Annotated in this window: 18 protein-coding genes; 13 read left to right on the forward strand and 5 right to left on the reverse strand. The window is 32.5% G+C overall.

Annotated features, from left to right (window positions below; all coding sequences use genetic code 11):
- Nucleotides 1-2: 2 nt before the first annotated feature.
- The 6 genes from O9267_RS08320 to O9267_RS08345 all read left to right on the forward strand — a co-directional run bounded on the left by O9267_RS08320 (nucleotide 3) and on the right by O9267_RS08345 (nucleotide 4,585).
- Nucleotides 3-869 carry a nucleoside phosphorylase gene (locus O9267_RS08320; RefSeq protein ID WP_298178072.1) on the forward strand — a complete coding sequence of 289 codons (867 nt, stop codon included), beginning with the start codon at nucleotides 3-5 and terminating at the stop codon, nucleotides 867-869.
- 104 nt (nucleotides 870-973) lie between these two features.
- Nucleotides 974-1,507, forward strand: coding sequence for a GNAT family N-acetyltransferase (locus tag O9267_RS08325; protein WP_298178074.1), 534 nt, complete (start codon nucleotides 974-976; stop codon nucleotides 1,505-1,507).
- 99 nt (nucleotides 1,508-1,606) lie between these two features.
- Nucleotides 1,607-2,458 (forward strand): substrate-binding domain-containing protein, encoded by an 852-nt coding sequence (locus tag O9267_RS08330; protein ID WP_298178076.1) that lies wholly within the window; start codon nucleotides 1,607-1,609, stop codon nucleotides 2,456-2,458.
- Nucleotides 2,459-2,476: 18 nt separating this feature from the next.
- Nucleotides 2,477-3,409, forward strand: a complete 933-nt coding sequence (locus O9267_RS08335) for a transglutaminase (RefSeq protein WP_298178078.1) — start codon at nucleotides 2,477-2,479, stop codon at nucleotides 3,407-3,409.
- Between the two features lie 57 nt (nucleotides 3,410-3,466).
- Complete coding sequence (locus O9267_RS08340) at nucleotides 3,467-3,997, forward strand: hypothetical protein (RefSeq protein ID WP_298178080.1); 531 nt, start codon at nucleotides 3,467-3,469, stop codon at nucleotides 3,995-3,997.
- A gap of 9 nt (nucleotides 3,998-4,006) precedes the next feature.
- Nucleotides 4,007-4,585, forward strand: coding sequence for a hypothetical protein (locus O9267_RS08345; protein ID WP_298178082.1), 579 nt, complete (start codon nucleotides 4,007-4,009; stop codon nucleotides 4,583-4,585).
- Here the strand turns inward: O9267_RS08345 and O9267_RS08350 are convergent.
- The gene (locus O9267_RS08350) at nucleotides 4,578-5,255 is read right to left on the reverse strand and encodes a uracil-DNA glycosylase (RefSeq protein ID WP_298178084.1); all 678 of its coding nucleotides are present in this window, start codon (nucleotides 5,253-5,255) and stop codon (nucleotides 4,578-4,580) included. The two genes, O9267_RS08345 and O9267_RS08350, sit on opposite strands and share 8 nt — an antisense overlap.
- A gap of 64 nt (nucleotides 5,256-5,319) precedes the next feature.
- Between O9267_RS08350 and O9267_RS08355 the strand changes: the two genes are divergently transcribed.
- The 3 genes from O9267_RS08355 (at nucleotide 5,320) to O9267_RS08365 (ending at nucleotide 8,193) form a co-directional block, all read left to right on the forward strand.
- Nucleotides 5,320-7,491, forward strand: a complete 2,172-nt coding sequence (locus O9267_RS08355) for a DNA mismatch repair protein MutS (protein WP_298178086.1) — start codon at nucleotides 5,320-5,322, stop codon at nucleotides 7,489-7,491.
- An 87-nt stretch (nucleotides 7,492-7,578) separates the two neighbouring features.
- Complete coding sequence (locus O9267_RS08360; RefSeq protein ID WP_298178088.1) at nucleotides 7,579-7,989, forward strand: DCC1-like thiol-disulfide oxidoreductase family protein; 411 nt, start codon at nucleotides 7,579-7,581, stop codon at nucleotides 7,987-7,989.
- A gap of 66 nt (nucleotides 7,990-8,055) precedes the next feature.
- Nucleotides 8,056-8,193, forward strand: coding sequence for a hypothetical protein (locus O9267_RS08365; protein ID WP_298178089.1), 138 nt, complete (start codon nucleotides 8,056-8,058; stop codon nucleotides 8,191-8,193).
- A 40-nt stretch (nucleotides 8,194-8,233) separates the two neighbouring features.
- Here O9267_RS08365 and O9267_RS08370 read toward each other — a convergent pair whose 3' ends face one another.
- The 4 genes from O9267_RS08370 to aroC form a co-directional block, all read right to left on the reverse strand.
- Entirely contained in the window at nucleotides 8,234-9,268 is a 1,035-nt protein-coding gene (locus O9267_RS08370; RefSeq protein WP_298178091.1) for a T9SS type A sorting domain-containing protein, read from the reverse strand.
- 107 nt (nucleotides 9,269-9,375) lie between these two features.
- On the reverse strand, nucleotides 9,376-10,755 hold the full coding sequence (locus O9267_RS08375; protein WP_298178093.1) for a T9SS type A sorting domain-containing protein: 1,380 nt from the start codon (nucleotides 10,753-10,755) through the stop codon (nucleotides 9,376-9,378).
- A 48-nt stretch (nucleotides 10,756-10,803) separates the two neighbouring features.
- The gene (locus tag O9267_RS08380) at nucleotides 10,804-12,069 is read right to left on the reverse strand and encodes a cation:dicarboxylase symporter family transporter (RefSeq protein WP_298178095.1); all 1,266 of its coding nucleotides are present in this window, start codon (nucleotides 12,067-12,069) and stop codon (nucleotides 10,804-10,806) included.
- 111 nt (nucleotides 12,070-12,180) lie between these two features.
- Nucleotides 12,181-13,239 (reverse strand): chorismate synthase, encoded by a 1,059-nt coding sequence (gene aroC / locus O9267_RS08385; RefSeq protein WP_298178097.1) that lies wholly within the window; start codon nucleotides 13,237-13,239, stop codon nucleotides 12,181-12,183.
- A 157-nt stretch (nucleotides 13,240-13,396) separates the two neighbouring features.
- Here aroC and O9267_RS08390 point away from each other — a divergent pair, with 157 nt between their 5' ends.
- From O9267_RS08390 to O9267_RS08405, 4 genes are all read left to right on the forward strand, one after another.
- Nucleotides 13,397-13,888, forward strand: a complete 492-nt coding sequence (locus O9267_RS08390; RefSeq protein ID WP_298178099.1) for a hypothetical protein — start codon at nucleotides 13,397-13,399, stop codon at nucleotides 13,886-13,888.
- Between the two features lie 120 nt (nucleotides 13,889-14,008).
- Nucleotides 14,009-15,379, forward strand: a complete 1,371-nt coding sequence (gene rimK / locus O9267_RS08395) for a 30S ribosomal protein S6--L-glutamate ligase (protein WP_298178231.1) — start codon at nucleotides 14,009-14,011, stop codon at nucleotides 15,377-15,379.
- 87 nt (nucleotides 15,380-15,466) lie between these two features.
- On the forward strand, nucleotides 15,467-16,939 hold the full coding sequence (gene guaB / locus O9267_RS08400; protein ID WP_298178101.1) for an IMP dehydrogenase: 1,473 nt from the start codon (nucleotides 15,467-15,469) through the stop codon (nucleotides 16,937-16,939).
- Between the two features lie 26 nt (nucleotides 16,940-16,965).
- Nucleotides 16,966-18,354 carry a T9SS type A sorting domain-containing protein gene (locus O9267_RS08405; protein WP_298178103.1) on the forward strand — a complete coding sequence of 463 codons (1,389 nt, stop codon included), beginning with the start codon at nucleotides 16,966-16,968 and terminating at the stop codon, nucleotides 18,352-18,354.
- Nucleotides 18,355-18,374 lie beyond the last annotated feature (20 nt).

Consider the following 18,374-nt stretch of genomic DNA (forward strand, 5'->3'; position numbering starts at 1 on the left):
CAATGATACAATCATCAGAATTAATATTAAATCCGGATGGAAGTGTTTACCACTTGAACCTAAAACCGGAGCATATTGCAAAAGACATCATCTTTGTAGGTGATCAAAATAGAGTAGAAAAAATTACCAAACATTTCTCAAGCATAGAGTTTTCACAACAAAAACGTGAATTCAAAACGCAAACAGGAATTTACAAAGGAAAACGAATCTCGGTAATGTCGACAGGAATTGGTCCAGATAATATTGACATTGTTATGAACGAATTGGATGCTTTAGTAAATATCGATTTAAAAACTCGTGAAATCAAAGAGGAATTGACTTCGTTGAACATTGTTCGAATTGGAACTTCAGGTTCTTTACAAGCTGATATTCCTTGCGATAGTTTTGTTATGAGTCAATATGGATTAGGATTGGACAACATGCTTCGCTCCTATTTGATTGATGAAATTTCAGAAACTGCTATGGAAGACGCTTTTATTGCTCAAACCAATTGGGATATGAAAAAAGGTCGTCCTTACGTAATTAAAGGAAGTGAAATTCTAGAAAAACGTTTGGAAAGTGACAAAATCTATAAAGGATTTACTGGAACGGCAGGTGGATTTTATGGACCACAAGGAAGAGTTTTAAGATTAGATATTCAAGATCCAGAATTGAACAGTAAAATGGATAAATTTGAATTTGAAGGCATCAAAATGACTAATCTTGAAATGGAAACCGGAGCTATTTATGGTTTAGGAAAATTGCTAGGACATCAGTGTTTATCATTAAATGCAATCATTGCTAATCGTGCAACTGGAACTTTTAGCGAAGATCCATACAAAGCTGTAGATGCTTTAATTGAATATGCTTTGGATAAATTGGCGGAGTAAGTCAATTTGATAATTAAATAAAAAAGGAACACAGATTGGAGAAATTAGAGAAATTTTAATAATTTTTTAAATTTCTTTAATCTGTGTTCCTAAAAAATTATGAAATGAATTTAATACTAGAAACCGAAAGATTACTTCTTCGACCATTTGAAAAATCAGATGCTGAAGCTTTATTTGAAATGGATAAAAACCCAGAAGTTCACAATTACTTATGGCAAAAACCTTGTATTGATATTCAAGAAGTTTACGATTATATTGAAATGGTTCAAAAACAATATCAGGAAAGAGGAATTGGTCGATTTTCAACTATTTTAAAAGAAACTAATGAACTAATTGGTTGGACAGGAATCAAATTTGTAAACGATCATGTTGAAAACGGAAATACGAATTTCTTTGATTATGGCTATCGCCTAAATGAGAAATTTTGGAACAAAGGATATGCAACAGAAGCATCAAAAGCATGGCTTGATTATGGTTTTAACCAAATGAACATAAAAGAGATGAACGCTTACACACATGCAGAAAATGGTGCTTCCAATCATGTTTTGCAAAAAGTAGGATTCAATTTTATGGAAGATTATCCAGATAAAGATGGGGTAATTTGGAAATGGTGGCAAATTAGTAAGCAGTCGCAGTAAGCAGTTTTCAGTTGAAATAACTAAGAACAAAATCCGTTTAATCTGTGAAAATATGTGGCATAAATTAACAAAATACCTTTTAAACTTTTAAACACAAAAATGAAGCACATAAAAATAGCAGGCGTTCCCGAACATTTCAATCTTCCATGGCATTTATGTATTGAAAATGGCGAATTTGAATCCGTTGGAATTGATTTACAATGGACTGATGTTCCTGAAGGCACTGGCAAAATGTGTCAAATGCTTCGCGATGGTGAAACCGATATTGCTGTGATTTTATCAGAAGGAATTGTAAAAGATATCAATGCTGGAAATCCTTCTAAAATTGTACAAGTTTATGTTGAAAGTCCATTGATTTGGGGAATTCATGTGGCTGCAAACTCCAACTTTAAAACGCTTTCTGATTTGGAAAATAAAAAAGTTGCCATTTCAAGATTAGGTTCAGGTTCGCAACTGATGGCATATGTCAATGCTAACAATCAAGGTTGGAAAACTGAAAACCTGCAATTTGAAATTGTAAACACTATTGATGGCGCCGTTGAAAGTCTAACAAAAGGCGAATCCGATTACTTCATGTGGGAACGTTTTATGACCAAACCACTTGTTGACAAAGGAATTTTTAGAAGAGTAGCCGATTGTCCTACTCCATGGCCTTGCTTTGTAATTGCAGTTCGTGAAGAAATTTTGAAAAAACATCCCAACACAATTGCGCAAATTCTAGAAATCATTAACCTAACAACTCAAGAATTCAAAGAAATTCCGAGTATTGACAAAACTTTAGCATCAAAATACCATCAAAAAACAGAAGATATTCAAGAATGGTTGCGTTTAACAGAATGGTCACAAAAACCATTAACTGAAAATATGTTAAACAAAATTCAAAATCAGTTATTTGAACTCAAAATTATTGATAAAATCGGTACATTTGCGTCGATTGTAAAAGCCGTTTAGCTTTGCAATAATGCGTTTATGATTCAAAAAGCAAAACTTACTTATGAGCAACTAATTGCCAAATTCCAAGTCAAAAAACCTTGGGATATGATTATTATTTTTGTTTTGAATGTTTTGCTTGCCATTCCTATTTTTCTAATTGCTCATCAAAATTTCATCGATCTAGAATGGACTTTGCATTTAGATAGAATAATACTGTTTATCACAATTATAGTTTTGATTCAGTTGGCATTACGAGCTATGCGCAGAGTAACGCTTATCTCAATTTTCCTTTATTTAATCATTCTTTTTATAGGAACTGTTTTTGGCGGTTACGGTTTCAAAAGCGTTTTTGAAGACTATCGTTATATGCTTTATTCGATGTCGGAAGATCCAAATCCGCAAGACATAATTATTTCTAAATTGTTGCCGTTTCCTAATAAATCTAAAGTAATTGATGCCATTCAGTATGACAATCCAAAAGTAAGAAGTTTTGCGCTTATGGCGACAACAAAAAAATTTAATGATTTAAAAGAATACGGAGATTATCGCACTATTATTCAATGTTTTGCCGTTTTCAAAGAAATCAATTCTCGCTGGAATTATGTTAGCGATCCCAAAGGAAAAGATTACATTGCAACTGCTTCTGAATCTTTACGTTACCTGTCAGGCGATTGCGATGATCATTCTATTTTGATGGCTGCTTGTATCAAATCTATCGGTGGAATTCCAAGACTAATTCACACCGACGGACATATTTATCCCGAAATTCTAATTGGTTCAAGAAAAGATTTTGAAGCTATCAATTACCTAATCAAAAAAGAGCTTTTTGTCGAAGAAAGCAAAGGACAAACCATTCATTATCATATAGATGAACGCAATCAAATTTGGTTAAACCTTGATTATACAGCACATTATCCAGGTGGACCATTCATGCACGAAGTTATTTTAGGAAGTTTGACTTTAGATTGATATTTTATATATTTGAATATGAAAAAGTGCTTACTTATATTTGTTTTATTTACGAATTTGCTTTTTGCTCAAAAAGACAGCTTAATTTTCAAAAAAAACGACATAAAATTTGACGGTTTTAGTGCATTAGTTTTTAGAAATTACGGACTAACCTATGAACGAATTATTAACAATAAATTTTCTGCTGGAATAAGTATTTTAAAAAGAGATACTAAATTTATTAAAACCCGTTTACAAGATAATATAAATAATAAAGTCTTGGATTGGCAATTTAATCCTTACGTTAGGTATGCTTTTAGTTCTGTTGAGAATAAAAATTTTTTTTATGCAGAAATTTTTGGATCAATTAATTCATTAAAAACATATTCACTTAATCGATATATTGAAAATAATTTAGCATTTTATAAAGTTGAAAAAGATATTCAGAAAAATATTGGATTAGGAGCAAGTATAGGATATAAAGAATACTTTTTTTATAATCTAATTTTTGATGCTCAGATAGGATTTGGACTAAATAATAATCAATCTGAAAATGAAGCTGCTACTTTGATACCTAGAATTGGTTTATGCTTAGGTTATAATTTTTAATCTTTAAATATGAAAAAATCACCAATTTTATTTACTATCATATTGTTATTATTTAACTCTTGTTCGTTACCAGAAGAAGATGAATCGTATGACAAGAAAATAATTCAAATTAACTTACCTGATGCAATAAATGTTGCTCAACAACAAAATTATTCGATTAATGAACTTGTAAATTTTTCAATAACAATTCCACGCTTGGTTAGAGAAAATAATTATTCTGAATTATTAGATATTCGACGAACTTCACCAAATGGAAATTTTAAATTTCAAATTAAATATTCTAAAAAGAATGTTTCTGGAAATTGGGAAATAATAAAATTTGAACCATTTTTAAAATTTGTCAATGGCGGAGTTATTAGTAGCAATGATGAATATTCACCAACTTATGGATTAGCAATATTCAATGAAACTAATCAAAATTATAGTTTTGAAGCTGCAATTATGCTCATACAAACTGGACAATATAAATTAGAGATTTCACCGTTAATTACAACATATTATAAAGAAAAGCAAGATTTAACCTTTTTTGAAATCTACCATAATGAACAATCAATAACAAAATATTCAGTTGAATTTAGTGTTAATTAATCCAATCAATCGGAAGTTTTCCTACTCGTTCTAAATATATATTCGCTGATGTAAAATTCATTTTCTCTCTTAACCACTTTTTTTTATTATAACTCAAAGGCGAAGGATGCCCATTTGTAATAATACAATTCTTGGTCGGGTCGATAAATTTAATTTTTTTTTGAGCAAAATTTCCCCAAAGCATAAAAACCACATTTTCCTTTTTCTCAGAAATCAGTTCAATAACTGCGTCTGTAAAGGTTTGCCAATTAAGATGTTTATGACTATTGGCAACATCTTTTCTAACCGTCAATGTTGCGTTTAACATAAGAACTCCTTGCCTAGCCCAACGTTCTAAATTTCCAGAAGTTGGTGTAAAAATAGCATCAAATTCTGTATTTATTTCAGTAAAAATATTTCGTAACGAAGGCGGAATTTTTACACCATCATTAACCGAAAAACACAAACCATTAGCTTCACCATCACCATGATATGGATCTTGCCCAATAATAACTACTTTCAAATCATCAAATGAACATTTCTCAAAAGCATTAAATATCAAATCTTTTGGTGGAAAACAAGTAAAATTAGCATACTCATTATCAACTTTTTGCATTAAATCAATAAAGTAAGGTTTCTCAAATTCTGACTCTAAAATAGCTTTCCAAGATGGATGAATGTTGACTTGCATTTTAATATTTTTTTACAAATATAAATACTTTAAAACTTTGTAACTTTGACCTTTTACTATAAAAATGATTTCAATTACAGATAAGACACTTCAAGACCTAGAATTCAATACCATTTTGGAAACCATTTCGGCTATTTGCAACACCGAAATTGGAAAACAAAAAGCATTGCAAATAATTCCTTTTAAAGATAAAGAATTATTAATGAACGCTTTGCTACAAACATCCGAATACGTTTCCTCTTTTACCAATAATAATGCAATTCCCAATCACGGATTTGAAACCATCACTTCCGATTTGAAAATGTTGGCTATTGAAGATAGTTTTCTAGAAGTTGTTAGCTTCCGAAAAATGGCAACTTTGTCTGAAACCGTTAATGTTTTGCTTCTTTTTCTGAAAAAATATAATGATTATTATCCTAAGTTAAACGAAAAAGCTTCTCAAATAGAATTTACTAAAGTCATCATTCAAAAAATTGAAGAAGTTGTAGATAAATATGGTGAAATCAAAAACAATGCTTCACCAGATTTGGTAAACATTCGTAGAGATATGAGTTCGGTTCGTGGCAAAGTCAACCAAAGTTTTGGTATGGCATTATCGCAATACAATTCGCTAGGCTATTTAGATGAAATTAAAGAAAGTTTTGTCGAAAATCGTAGGGTTCTAGCGGTTTTAGCCATGTATCGAAAAAAAGTAAAAGGTTCAATTTTAGGAAACTCTAAAACTGGAAGCATAGCTTTTATTGAACCCGAAGCAACTTTAAAATATTCAAGGGAATTAAACAATCTTGAATATGAAGAACGTGAAGAAATCACTCGAATTTTAAAACAACTTTCTAACGATATTCGTCCATATTTAGAACTTTTAAAAAGTTACCAAGATTTTTTGAGTGATGTAGATGTAATTGCTGCTAAAGCTAAATATGCTAATAAAATCAATGGATTATTACCAAAAATAGTTGAAGAAAAGCGTTTGTTTTTTAGAGATGCCTTTCATCCTATTTTGTATCTAAATAACAAAGAAAAAAAGGAAATCACATATCCGCAAACCATTGAATTAACCAATCAAAACAGAATTATAGTTATTTCTGGACCAAATGCTGGTGGAAAAACTATTTCGCTAAAAACGGTTGGATTGCTCCAATTAATGCTGCAAAGCGGTATGTTAATTCCTGTTCATGAACGAAGCGAAACCTTTTTATTTGATAGAATACTAACAGATATTGGTGATAATCAATCTATTGAAAATCATTTAAGTACATACAGTTACCGACTTAAAAACATGAACTACTTTTTGAAGAAATGCAACTCCAAAACCATGTTCTTGATTGACGAGTTTGGTACTGGTTCTGATCCTGAATTAGGTGGTGCTTTGGCCGAAACTTTTCTTGAAGAATTTTACCATCGTGAAGCTTTTGGTATTATTACAACGCACTATTCAAATTTGAAAATTTTAGCTAATGAATTACCGTTTGCATCGAATGCCAATATGCTTTTTGACGAAAAATCATTAGAACCAAAATACAAACTTATTTTAGGTCAAGCCGGAAGCTCGTTTACGTTTGAAGTAGCACAGAAAAACGGAATTCCTTATGGTTTAATCAATCGTGCCAAAAAGAAGATTGAAGGTGGAAAAGTACGTTTTGACAAAACAATTGCTACACTTCAAAAAGAGCGTTCCAAAATGGAAAAAACGGCAACAAATCTAAAAGAAGAAGAAACAAAAGCACGTGAAGAAGGCAAGAAGATGGAAATCATCAATGCCAAAATTCAAGATAAATTAGAAAAGTACCAAGAATTATACGATGCCAATCAGCGCCTAATTTACATGGGACAAAAGATTGACGATATTTCTGAAACGTATTTTAATAACAAAGATAAAAAGACACTAATTGGTGAATTTCTTAAAATAGTAGAGATTGAAAATTCAAAACGAAGAAAACTTTCTGTTAAAGAAAAGAAAGTCAAAGAAGTAGTTCAAAAACAAGTAGTTGAAGAAGTGAAAGTTATTGTAGAAGAAATTAGAAAAGAAAAAAAAGAAAAGAAAATAAAAGCGGCTCTAATTCCTGAAAAACCAAAAGTGACACTAAAAGTTGGAGACAGAGTAAGAATGACCGATGGAAGATCAATTGGTACGATTGACAAAATTGAAAAAAATAAAGCTATTGTAAATTATGGTGTTTTTACTTCAACGGTAAGCATAGAGACATTAGAATTTGTAGATGCTTTAAAGAAATAGTTTAAAAGTTTAAGGGTTTAAATGTTTAAATGTTTAAAAGTTAAGCATATATTAATTCAAATATTTAAACAACTAATCATAATAAAGATGCAAGATTTACCAAAAGATAAAAAGATAGTTCTCTTTGATGGCGTTTGCAATTTGTGCGACAACTCTGTTCAGTTTATCATAAAGCATGATAAAAAGGATATTTTTCGATTTGTAGCTTTGCAATCCGATTTGGGAAAAGAAATTCTTAACTATATTGGTGTTAATACAAAAACGATTGATAGCATTTTATTATACGAACCAGGAATTGCCTACTATTATAAAGCTGAAGCAGTATTCCAAATTGCAAAAGAGTTAGATAGTTGGCTTAAATTCATTTACTATTTTAGGTTTTTAGGAAAATCCGCCAATTTCCTTTATGATTTTATTGCCAAAAATCGTTACAAATGGTATGGTGAAAAAGAAAGTTGTATGATACCATCACCAGACTTACAATCGAAGTTTCTATAGTATGACAATTATCATATTTGAATTCAGTAAATTGAAATAAATTTGAGCAACTAAACTGATGAAATTATGAACAACTTAATTATTCCTCTTTATTCTCACGACAATGGCTCATTCATTATGATTGGCGTTTTTGCGCTAGTCATAGTAGGACTAGTTGGTGCCATATTTTTAATGATGGGAAGTGATAAAAAGAAAAAAGACTAAGCCTAGCTTAGTCTTTTTTTATTCTGTTTGAACTACTAAATTATTCTTTGATAATTTTTTTAGTTGTTGTTCCTTCGTTTGAAGAAATTTTCATCATGTAAACTCCTGTTGCTAAATCAGAAATATTGATTTGAGCTTCGTTTGTACCAGCAATGTTTACATTTTTAACAGTTCTACCGTTAACATCAGTCATAACAACAGAATTGATTCCATTATTTTTAGATGAAATGTTAACCACATTTGTAGCAGGATTAGGATATGCTTCAAAATTTGAAGCAGAAACTTCAACTGAATCAATCGCTAATAATGTGTCTGTTGCTGTAGCAGTTGCAGTAATATTATCAAAAACGCCAACACTTGAAATAGTATTTGTTTCACCAGTAAATAATATTCCTGTTGCCAGAATACTTAAATTATCAACATTAAGTCCAGCAGAAACACCTATTTTCGAAACATTAAACAATCCGTTTCCTTCTTTCCATTTGATCTCTCCTGTAGTTTTATTAAAACTAAATCCCAATTTATACCAAGTATTTGGACTCAACAATATAGGAGTTGCAGCAGTTGCTCCTAAACCAAATGCAATATTTTGTATTGTACCAGCATTATCATATCTTGCAAGTCCTCTAACTTCTTTTGAATCCATTTGAACTGAAATACCTCCAATTAATCCACCAGTTGGATTGAAAAAAACAATTCTCTGGGTATTTTTACTTGTAGAAACTGGTCCAGTAAAAAAATCATAAGTAACTTCTGCAATTTCGTTTCCTACTTCTCTAGAAGTCCAAGTATCAGCGATGGTTTCATTATAGATATATCGTGTACCAGTATTAGTAGCAGGACCAGTTAACTGAAAAGCATTTCCGTAAGCACCACCCATATCAACAACTGCCATATGCGATAAAGGAGTACCAGTTGGTGCAAAAATTCTCCAAACACCTTGACCAAGTGTTGCTCCTGTTAAATCTGTTCCTACATCGCCAACAGTTAATGAAGAGCAATCTTCAACTAAAAGACTTTGTGCATTAACTGTAAACCCAAAGATCGAAATCAATAAAAGTAAAAGTTTTTTCATAATATTTCTTTTTAAAATTTTTACAAACATACAAAATATAAACTCTCTATAAATGAAAAAACCTCTAATCATAGTGATTAGAGGTTTTTAAAATAATATAACAGAAATTATTCTTTAATAATTTTTTTAGTTGTTGTTCCTTCATTTGAAGTTATTTTCATCATGTAAACTCCTGCTGCTAAATCAGAAATGTTGATTTGAGCTTCAGTTGCACTTGCAACGTTTACATTTTTAACAGTTCTTCCATTAACATCAGTCATAACAACAGAATTGATTCCGTTATTTTTAGATGAAATGTTAACCACATTTGTAGCTGGGTTTGGATAAACAGCAATGTTTTTATAATCAAAAGTTTCATTTGCAAGTGGATCGGCTCCAGTAGTAAATGTCCAATCAGTACACCCTACAGCTGCTCCACCTGGTCCGATTGGAACAATTTTCCAATAAAACAATGCGTTATAACCTGTAATGTTTATTGTTGCTGTTGTTGTTGTATAATTTGATAATAAAATTGTTGCTGAACCAGTTGCGCTTGTACCGTAGTATAAATTATATGAAACAGCTTCAAGAACTTCATCCCAGGCAAAAGTTAATGGAACTGGAGTCGCAGTAGTTCCTGCTGGTATACCAGTAGCACCATTTGCTGGATAAATTACTGTTGTACAACTTGCAGGCAAAAAGGTATTAAATGCAAAAGGACCAGCCCAAGCACTATATTCAACACCATCAACACACTCAGTACGCACATAAAATTCATATAAAGTATCAGCAAACAAACTTGTAGCTTGATAAGTACTTCCTGCAACATTTGTTCCTGTATTTGGAGCAACAGACGGAGCAGGTTCTTCTGCTAATTGAACAACAATTTCACTATTTGCTCCTCCAGATGTCCATGTTAAATCTGCAGTTAATAATGTAGTATTAACCGAAGCACTACCTCCAGATGGAGAAATACATGATGGCACAGTTACCGCTAAAGTATAATCTTCGGCTTGTCCAAATCCTGCTCCTGTAGTACATGGCAAAGGGAATACTGTTCCATTATTATATTTTTTAATAACTCTCATTCTTTTGTTACCAGCGGTTGCATTTCCAGGTACTAAGATTGAAGTTGTAGCTTGAACAGCATCTAAACCAGTAGAGTTCGCAATGCTTCCAACATTATAAGATTCACCAGCATCTAAAAAATCATTATCACTATTCCAATCAACAAAAAGAGAAATATTACTGTTGTAATTACCATCTGTATTACCTTTAACGATAATTGGATAAGTATTTCCTGCAATAACATTTCCAACTATTGCTGTGAAGTCTTGATGCGGCGCTGTTGCGAGTGTATTTGGCGAAGTATTATTAATACCTGCAAAATTAACCAAAGTAATAGGTTCAACACCATTTGTAAATGTATTTGCACAATATGGTGCAGGAAATTGAGCATTTGCATTAATTCCAACAAGAATTAACGCTGAAAGTAAAAGTTTTTTCATAGTTGTAGTTTTTAAATATTTTGCTAAAGTATAATTTTTTTTTTAATTTCAGTCCTCTTTTTCCCATTTTCCTACAACACTTGTTGCAAGTGCGTTTCCTAAAACGTTGGTTGCGCTTCTGAACATATCGCAAAAATGGTCAATTGGTAGTATTAATGCAATTCCTTCTATTGGAATATCAAACATTCCGCAGGTTGCGGCAACTACTACCAAACTTGCTCTTGGTACACCAGCAATTCCTTTACTGGTAAGCATTAAGACTAATAGCATAGTCATTTGTGTTCCCATGTCAAGATGAACTCCGTAGGCTTGCGCTATGAAAATACTAGCAAATGTCATATACATCATACTTCCATCAAGATTAAAGGAATATCCCAAAGGCAACATGAAAGAAACTATTTTATCTTTTACACCAAAACGTTCTAATTCTTCTGTCAATTTTGGAAAAACAGCTTCAGAACTTGTTGTACCAAAGGCAATTATTAGTGGACTTATGATGTGTTGTAACAACGTTTTCATTCTGCTTTTTAGAAAAATAAATCCAACTAGTAATAATACCAGCCAAAGTGAAGAAATTCCAACTAAAAACGAACCAAAAAATTTGGCATATGTTATAAGTAATTCTTGCAAATCTCTAATAGCAAAAACTCCTGCAATAGCTCCAAAAACACCTATTGGAGCAAACTTCATTACATAATTTACCATTTTAAGAATGATATGCGATGTTTTATCTAAAGCATTTACAACAGGTTTTACATAATCTCCAATTGAAGCAGCAGCTAATCCGAAGAAAATGGAAAAAATTACTATTTGAAGTATTTCGTTGGTTGCCATTGCTTCGACAATACTTTTTGGGATAATATGTTCGATGAAATTTTGTGCCGAAAAATTTTGTGTCTTATCAGTTACTTCAGCAGCAGTTGATGCATCTACATCGGATAATTGCAAACCAGTTCCAGGATGCAAAACGTTTACCCAAAACATTCCTATTAAAAGTGAAATAAATGAAGCTGTAAAAAACCAGCCTAGTGCCTTTCCTCCTATTCGACCAACGGCTTTTATGTCACCAAGTTTTGCGATTCCGACAACTAGTGTAGTGAATACTAATGGCGAAATTATCATTTGCACCAATCGAATAAAAACGGTAGCTAACATTTTGATGTAACCACTAAACTCTTTAGCGGCCTCTTCGGTATAATTGTTATGAATAAAAATTCCTAAAATGGCTCCAAGAACCATTGCAATAAGAATTTGAAAAGTAAGATTGGATACTAACGATTTTTTTGGTGTTTCGTTTGGTTGAATTGAAGTCATGGTTTGTTTTGATTTACTTAAACTAGCCCCGATAGCAGTGGAAATCCTTTTCTTTTTTTCTTTAAAAAAGAAAAGATTGCAACGGATAGCGGGAAATAGCTCCTAAAAAAATTAATATATTTTGTTGATTAAATAAAAATCGGCTAAAACAATTGCTGCCATTGCTTCGACAATAGGAACAGCTCGAGGAACAACGCATGGATCGTGACGACCTTTTCCTTGTTGTTCAATTAGTTGATTTTGATTGTTTAATACCTCTTGCTTCTGAATTAAAGTTGCCACAGGTTTGAAAGCTACTCTAAAATAAATATCCATTCCGTTAGAAATTCCGCCTTGAATTCCGCCAGAAAGATTGGTTTTGGTTGTGCCATCTTCGTTATACAAATCATTATGTTCGCTACCTTTCATTTTAGCGCCACAAAAACCGCTTCCAAATTCAAAACCTTTTACAGCATTGATTGACAACATTGCCTTTCCTAATTCGGCATGTAGTTTGTCAAAAACGGGTTCGCCCAAACCGACTGGAACATTCTGAATTACACAAGTTATGGTTCCGCCAACAGTATCACCTTGTTTTTTGATTTCTTTAATGTATTCTTCCATTTTTTCGGCTGTTGCCAAATCTGGACAGCGAACCGCATTAGTTTCTGTCAATGAAAAGTTAAGAGCTTGATAGGGTTTGTCAATGAAAATTTCTCCAACTGATGAAACGAAAGCATTTATTTTAATTTCATTTATAACTTGTTTTGCAATTGCTCCAGCTACTACTCTACTTGCTGTTTCGCGCGCTGAACTTCTTCCACCACCTCGATAATCGCGAATGCCATATTTTTTTTCGTAAACATAATCGGCGTGACTTGGTCGATAACTATCTTTGATATGTGAATAATCGTCTGACTTTTGATTGGTATTTGGAATTATAAATCCGATTGGAGTTCCAGTCGTTTTTCCTTCAAAAATTCCTGATAAAAATTGTACTTCGTCTTCTTCTTTTCTTTGGGTAACTATTGAAGATTGACCTGGTTTACGGCGTTGCATTTCATGCTGAATTGCTTCTGAATTTAATTCAATTCCAGCTGGACAACCATCTATTATTCCGCCAAGTGCTTCGCCATGAGATTCTCCAAATGTGGTTACTCTAAAAAGTGTTCCATAACTATTGCCTGCCATTCGTATTAGTTTTGAACAAATATAGTTTTTTTGGTTTAAAGAATAAAATTATTCTAAACATGTGAAAAATATAAACTTTTTAATTAAATATATAAGATTGGCTAATAAGTTGCGTTATAAATTTGTAGAAATAAATTAGTAAACAAAATTGTAAAACATGAAAAAACTTATTTTATCAGCTTTTATGCTAACTGGAATAGCATTTAGCACTCAGGCTCAAGACATTTCAAAGAACGCTTTAGGTTTAAGATTAGGAGATAGCGATGGTTTTGGTGGTGAAGTTTCATACCAAAGAGGGTTAAAAAGTAATAACAGACTTGAATTAGACTTAGGTTGGCGTAATTCGAATAATGTTGATGCTTTAAAAATTGCTGGATTATACCAATGGGTTTGGAACATTGATGGAGGCTTCAATTGGTATGCTGGTGTTGGTGGTGGTGTTGGAACTTGGAGTTATGATTATAAAGGAATTGATGATAATGGAACTATCCTTTTTGCTGCTGGAGGCATTGGTATTGAATATAACTTTGATTTTCCTTTACAATTGTCCTTAGATATGCGTCCAGAATTATATTTTGATTCAGATTCATATAGAGATGATAGTTTTGGTCCTGATATTGCTTTAGGTATCAGATACAAATTCAATTAATTATACAAAATCCCGTTAACTCATAGCTAACGGGATTTTTTTTATTAAACTAATTTATAAAAATTAAACATTCGTTAACATTAAAAATAGTATTTTCGGCAAATTAAATTTTTCAATATGATGCCTCAAAATAAATTAATATTAGGTAGTGAAGAATGGTGCAAGTTTCTTGATTTAGGAATTCCTGCCATAAAAGCCAGAGTAGATTCAGGTGCAAAAACATCTGCTTTGCATGCTATTAATATTGCTCCTTTTGTAAAAGATGGTGAAAACTGGGTGAAATTTGACATCAATCCGATTCAAAATAATCTAAAAACTGTTATTCATTGTGAAGCATTACTTATTGATAAAAGAATTGTAAAAAGTTCAAGTGGTTTTAGAGAACAACGTTATGTAATTCAAACAAATATAACCATTGCAAACGACTCTTGGCCTATTGAAATGACTTTGACCAACAGAGATTCAATGGGATTCAGAATGCTTTTAGGAAGAGAAGCAATGAGTGGAAGAATTCTAGTTGATCCTGAACAAAAATATATTCTTGGTGAAACTACAACAGAAAATTTGGTTGATTTATATCCGGAAGCATTAGCAAATAAGACAGGATTACGAATTGGACTTTTAGCAAGTAATCCCGAACTTTATAGCAACAAGCGAATAATGGAATCTGGACTTATGCGTGGTCATAAAATGCATTTTTTAAATATCAAAGAATGTTACATGAAACTTGATGCCGATAAACCTGAAATTCATTATCGTGGAGGAAAAATTCTCGATAATTTTGATGCGGTTATTCCTCGTATTAGACCAAGTATTACTTTTTATGGATGTGCATTAACAAGACAATTTGAAGCAATGGATGTTTTTTGCCTAAATTCTGCTGCTGCAATAACACAATCTAGAGATAAATTATTTTCATTACAATTATTGTTACATCATGGTGTTGATATTCCAACAACTGGTTTTGCCAATTCACCTTTAGATACCGATGATTTGATAAAAATGGTTGGTGGTTCACCTTTGATTGTAAAATTACTCGAAGGTACTCAAGGAAAAGGTGTTGTTTTAGCCGAAACAAAAAAAGCAGCAGAATCAGTTATTAATGCTTTTAAAAGTCTAAATGCTAATATACTTGTTCAAGAATTTATAAAAGAAGCAGATGGAAAAGATTTGCGTTTGTTTGTAGTTGATGGAAAAGTTGTCGCAACAATTCAACGTGAAGCAGCTCCGGGAGAATTCAGAGCCAATATACATATGGGAGGAACAGCTTCTGTTATCAAACCAACTGTCGATGAAAAGAAAATTGCAATCAAAGCAGCGAAAGCAATGGATTTAAAAGTCGCTGGTGTGGATATTATTCGCTCTTCCAAAGGACCATTATTACTTGAAGTCAACTCTTCTCCAGGACTCGAAGGTATTGAAGGCGCAACTAATAAAGATATTGCAGGTGAAATGATAAAAGCAATTGAGAAAAATTTTAAAATAAAATAGCTTTTATTAAAAAAAATATAAATTACAAACTCCACTCCTAACTTTTAACTATATTTGCACGCAATTTAACTACAACTACAAATTGCAATGAAAGCACACACAACTAAAATCGTTGGAGAAGGACTTACTTACGACGATGTACTGCTAATCCCAAATTATTCTGAAGTTTTACCGCGCGAAGTTAGTATTCAATCTAAATTTTCTAGAAATATTACTTTAAACGTTCCTATAGTTTCTGCAGCAATGGACACAGTTACTGAAAGTTCTATGGCAATAGCAATGGCACAAGAAGGCGGAATTGGTGTTTTGCACAAAAATATGACGATTGAACAACAAGCTGCCAAAGTTAGAAAAGTAAAACGTGCCGAAGCCGGAATGATTATTGATCCCGTAACTTTACCATTAACTGCAACTGTTGGTGACGCGAAAATGGCAATGAAAGAATTTGGAATTGGTGGAATTCCAGTTGTGGATGAAAATGGAATTTTAAAAGGAATTGCAACCAATAGAGATTTACGCTTCGAAAAAATAAATTCTCGTTCCATTTTAGAAGTAATGACTTCAAAAAATTTGGTTACAGCTGCTGTTGGAACTACTTTGCAAGAAGCTGAAGGCATTTTACAAGAAAACAAGATTGAAAAACTTCCAGTGGTTGATGCTGATTATAAATTAGTTGGACTAATCACTTTTAGAGATATTACAAAACTGGCTCAAAAACCAATAGCTAACAAAGATAAATTTGGTCGTTTGAGAGTTGCCGCTGCACTTGGTGTAACAGCAGATGTACTTGAAAGAGCAACAGCATTGGTAAATGCAGGTGTAGATGCCGTAATTATTGATACAGCGCACGGACATACGCAAGGTGTTGTTTCTGTTTTAAAAGAAGTAAAAGCTAAATTTCCAAACCTTGATGTTGTGGTTGGAAATATTGCTACACCAGAAGCAGCATTGTACTTAGCTCAAAATGGTGCAGATGCTGTAAAAGTTGGAATTGGACCAGGTTCTATTTGTACAACAAGAGTAGTTGCAGGTGTTGGTTTTCCTCAATTTTCTGCTGTTTTAGAAGTTGCTGCTGCCTTACGTGGTACTGGTGTTCCAGTAATAGCTGACGGTGGAATTCGCTATACTGGTGATATTCCAAAAGCTATTGCTGCTGGTGCTGATTGTGTTATGCTAGGATCACTTTTAGCTGGAACAAAAGAATCGCCTGGAGAAACCATTATTTTTGAAGGAAGAAAATTCAAATCTTATCGCGGAATGGGCTCAATCGAAGCCATGGAAGATGGTTCAAAAGATCGCTATTTTCAAGATGTTGAAGACGATGTAAAAAAACTGGTTCCAGAAGGAATTGTGGGTCGTGTTCCTTACAAAGGTGAACTCAACGAAAGCATGCAACAATTCATTGGAGGATTAAGAGCTGGAATGGGTTATTGTGGTTCAAAAGATATTCCAACATTACAAGAAACGGGAAGATTTGTTAGAATTACAGCTAGTGGAATTGGTGAAAGTCATCCTCATAACGTGACTATTACAAAAGAAGCTCCTAATTATTCTAGGTAAAATTAAATTGAATTAAAAATAAAACAATGAAAAAAATTTTACAAATTCTATGTTTGATAGCAATTACTAATAACTCGTTTTCTCAACAATGCTGGAAAACATTAGATGCAGATAATTTTCAAGTTTTAGGAGTTTCTGCAAATGGAAAACTTTGGGGTTGGGGTAATAATCAATACGGAGTATTAGGTGACGGAACTACAGATAGTAGACTAATTCCGACTCAAATAGGTACTGCTTCAAATTGGGTCACTTGTGCTACTATTCGTTATGATTCTTTCGGTATAAAAAGCGACGGAAGACTTTATGCATGGGGTAGAAATCAATTCGGTATTCACGGTGACGGAACTACAATTTCAAAATTAACTCCAACACAAATAGGTACAGATACCAATTGGGCAAAAATTGCGGTAAGTACTGAACATTGTTTGGCTATTAAAACAAATGGGACGCTTTGGGCTTGGGGCGATAATATTCATGGTCAACTTGGCGATGGTACTACAACCTACAGATCAACACCTGTTCAAATTGGCACAGATACGGATTGGGCTTCAATAACTGCTGGAAGTTTAGTATCATTAGCAATTAAAACAAACGGAACTTTATACGGCTGGGGAAGTGATGCCTACGGTTTAAATGGACAAAATAATGTTAACCCTGCGATAATATTTAATTCGCCAACACAAGTTGGAACTGATTCGAATTGGAAAGAAGTAAACACAAATTACGCTCATGTCGTGGCTGTAAAAACTAATGGCACTTTATGGTCTTGGGGACAAAACAGTTATGGAGAGCTGGGTAATGGATCTACAAACTTTAATACAATACCAACGCAAATTGGTTTGGATTCAAATTGGCTAACAGCAACAACAGGCAGACATACCTCTGGAGCAATAAAAACCAACGGTACTTTATGGACTTGGGGTAGAAATTTTTACGGAAATCTTGGAGATGGCACTACAATAGATAGATTAAGCCCTAATCAAATTGGTACAGTCACCAACTGGAAATCTATAAACATGAGTGGCACCTGCAGTATTGCAACAAGAACAGTTGCAAATAACCTTTCAAGTTGGGGTTTTAATAACGATGGACAATTAGGGAACAATACCCAAGATAATTCATTAGTTCCAATAAACATTGATTGCCCTACTACTTTGGTTTTAGATACAAATGAATTTAAAAAAAATGACTTTTTAGTATATCCAAATCCAACAAATGATTTTATAACAATAAAATCGTACAGTAATGACATAATAAAGCAAATAAAAATAATAGATATTTTAGGTAAAGTAATAATCAATAAGCAAAATGGTCTTGAAAATATAGATGTTTCAGATTTAAAATCTAGTTTATTTTTTATCGAAATTAAAGCTGATAATGAAAAAACTACTTTGTTAAAATTTATCAAACAATAAGTAGAAAAATATAATAAAGT

The sequence above is a fragment of the Flavobacterium sp. genome (genome assembly GCF_027531705.1).
GTDB lineage: Bacteria > Bacteroidota > Bacteroidia > Flavobacteriales > Flavobacteriaceae > Flavobacterium.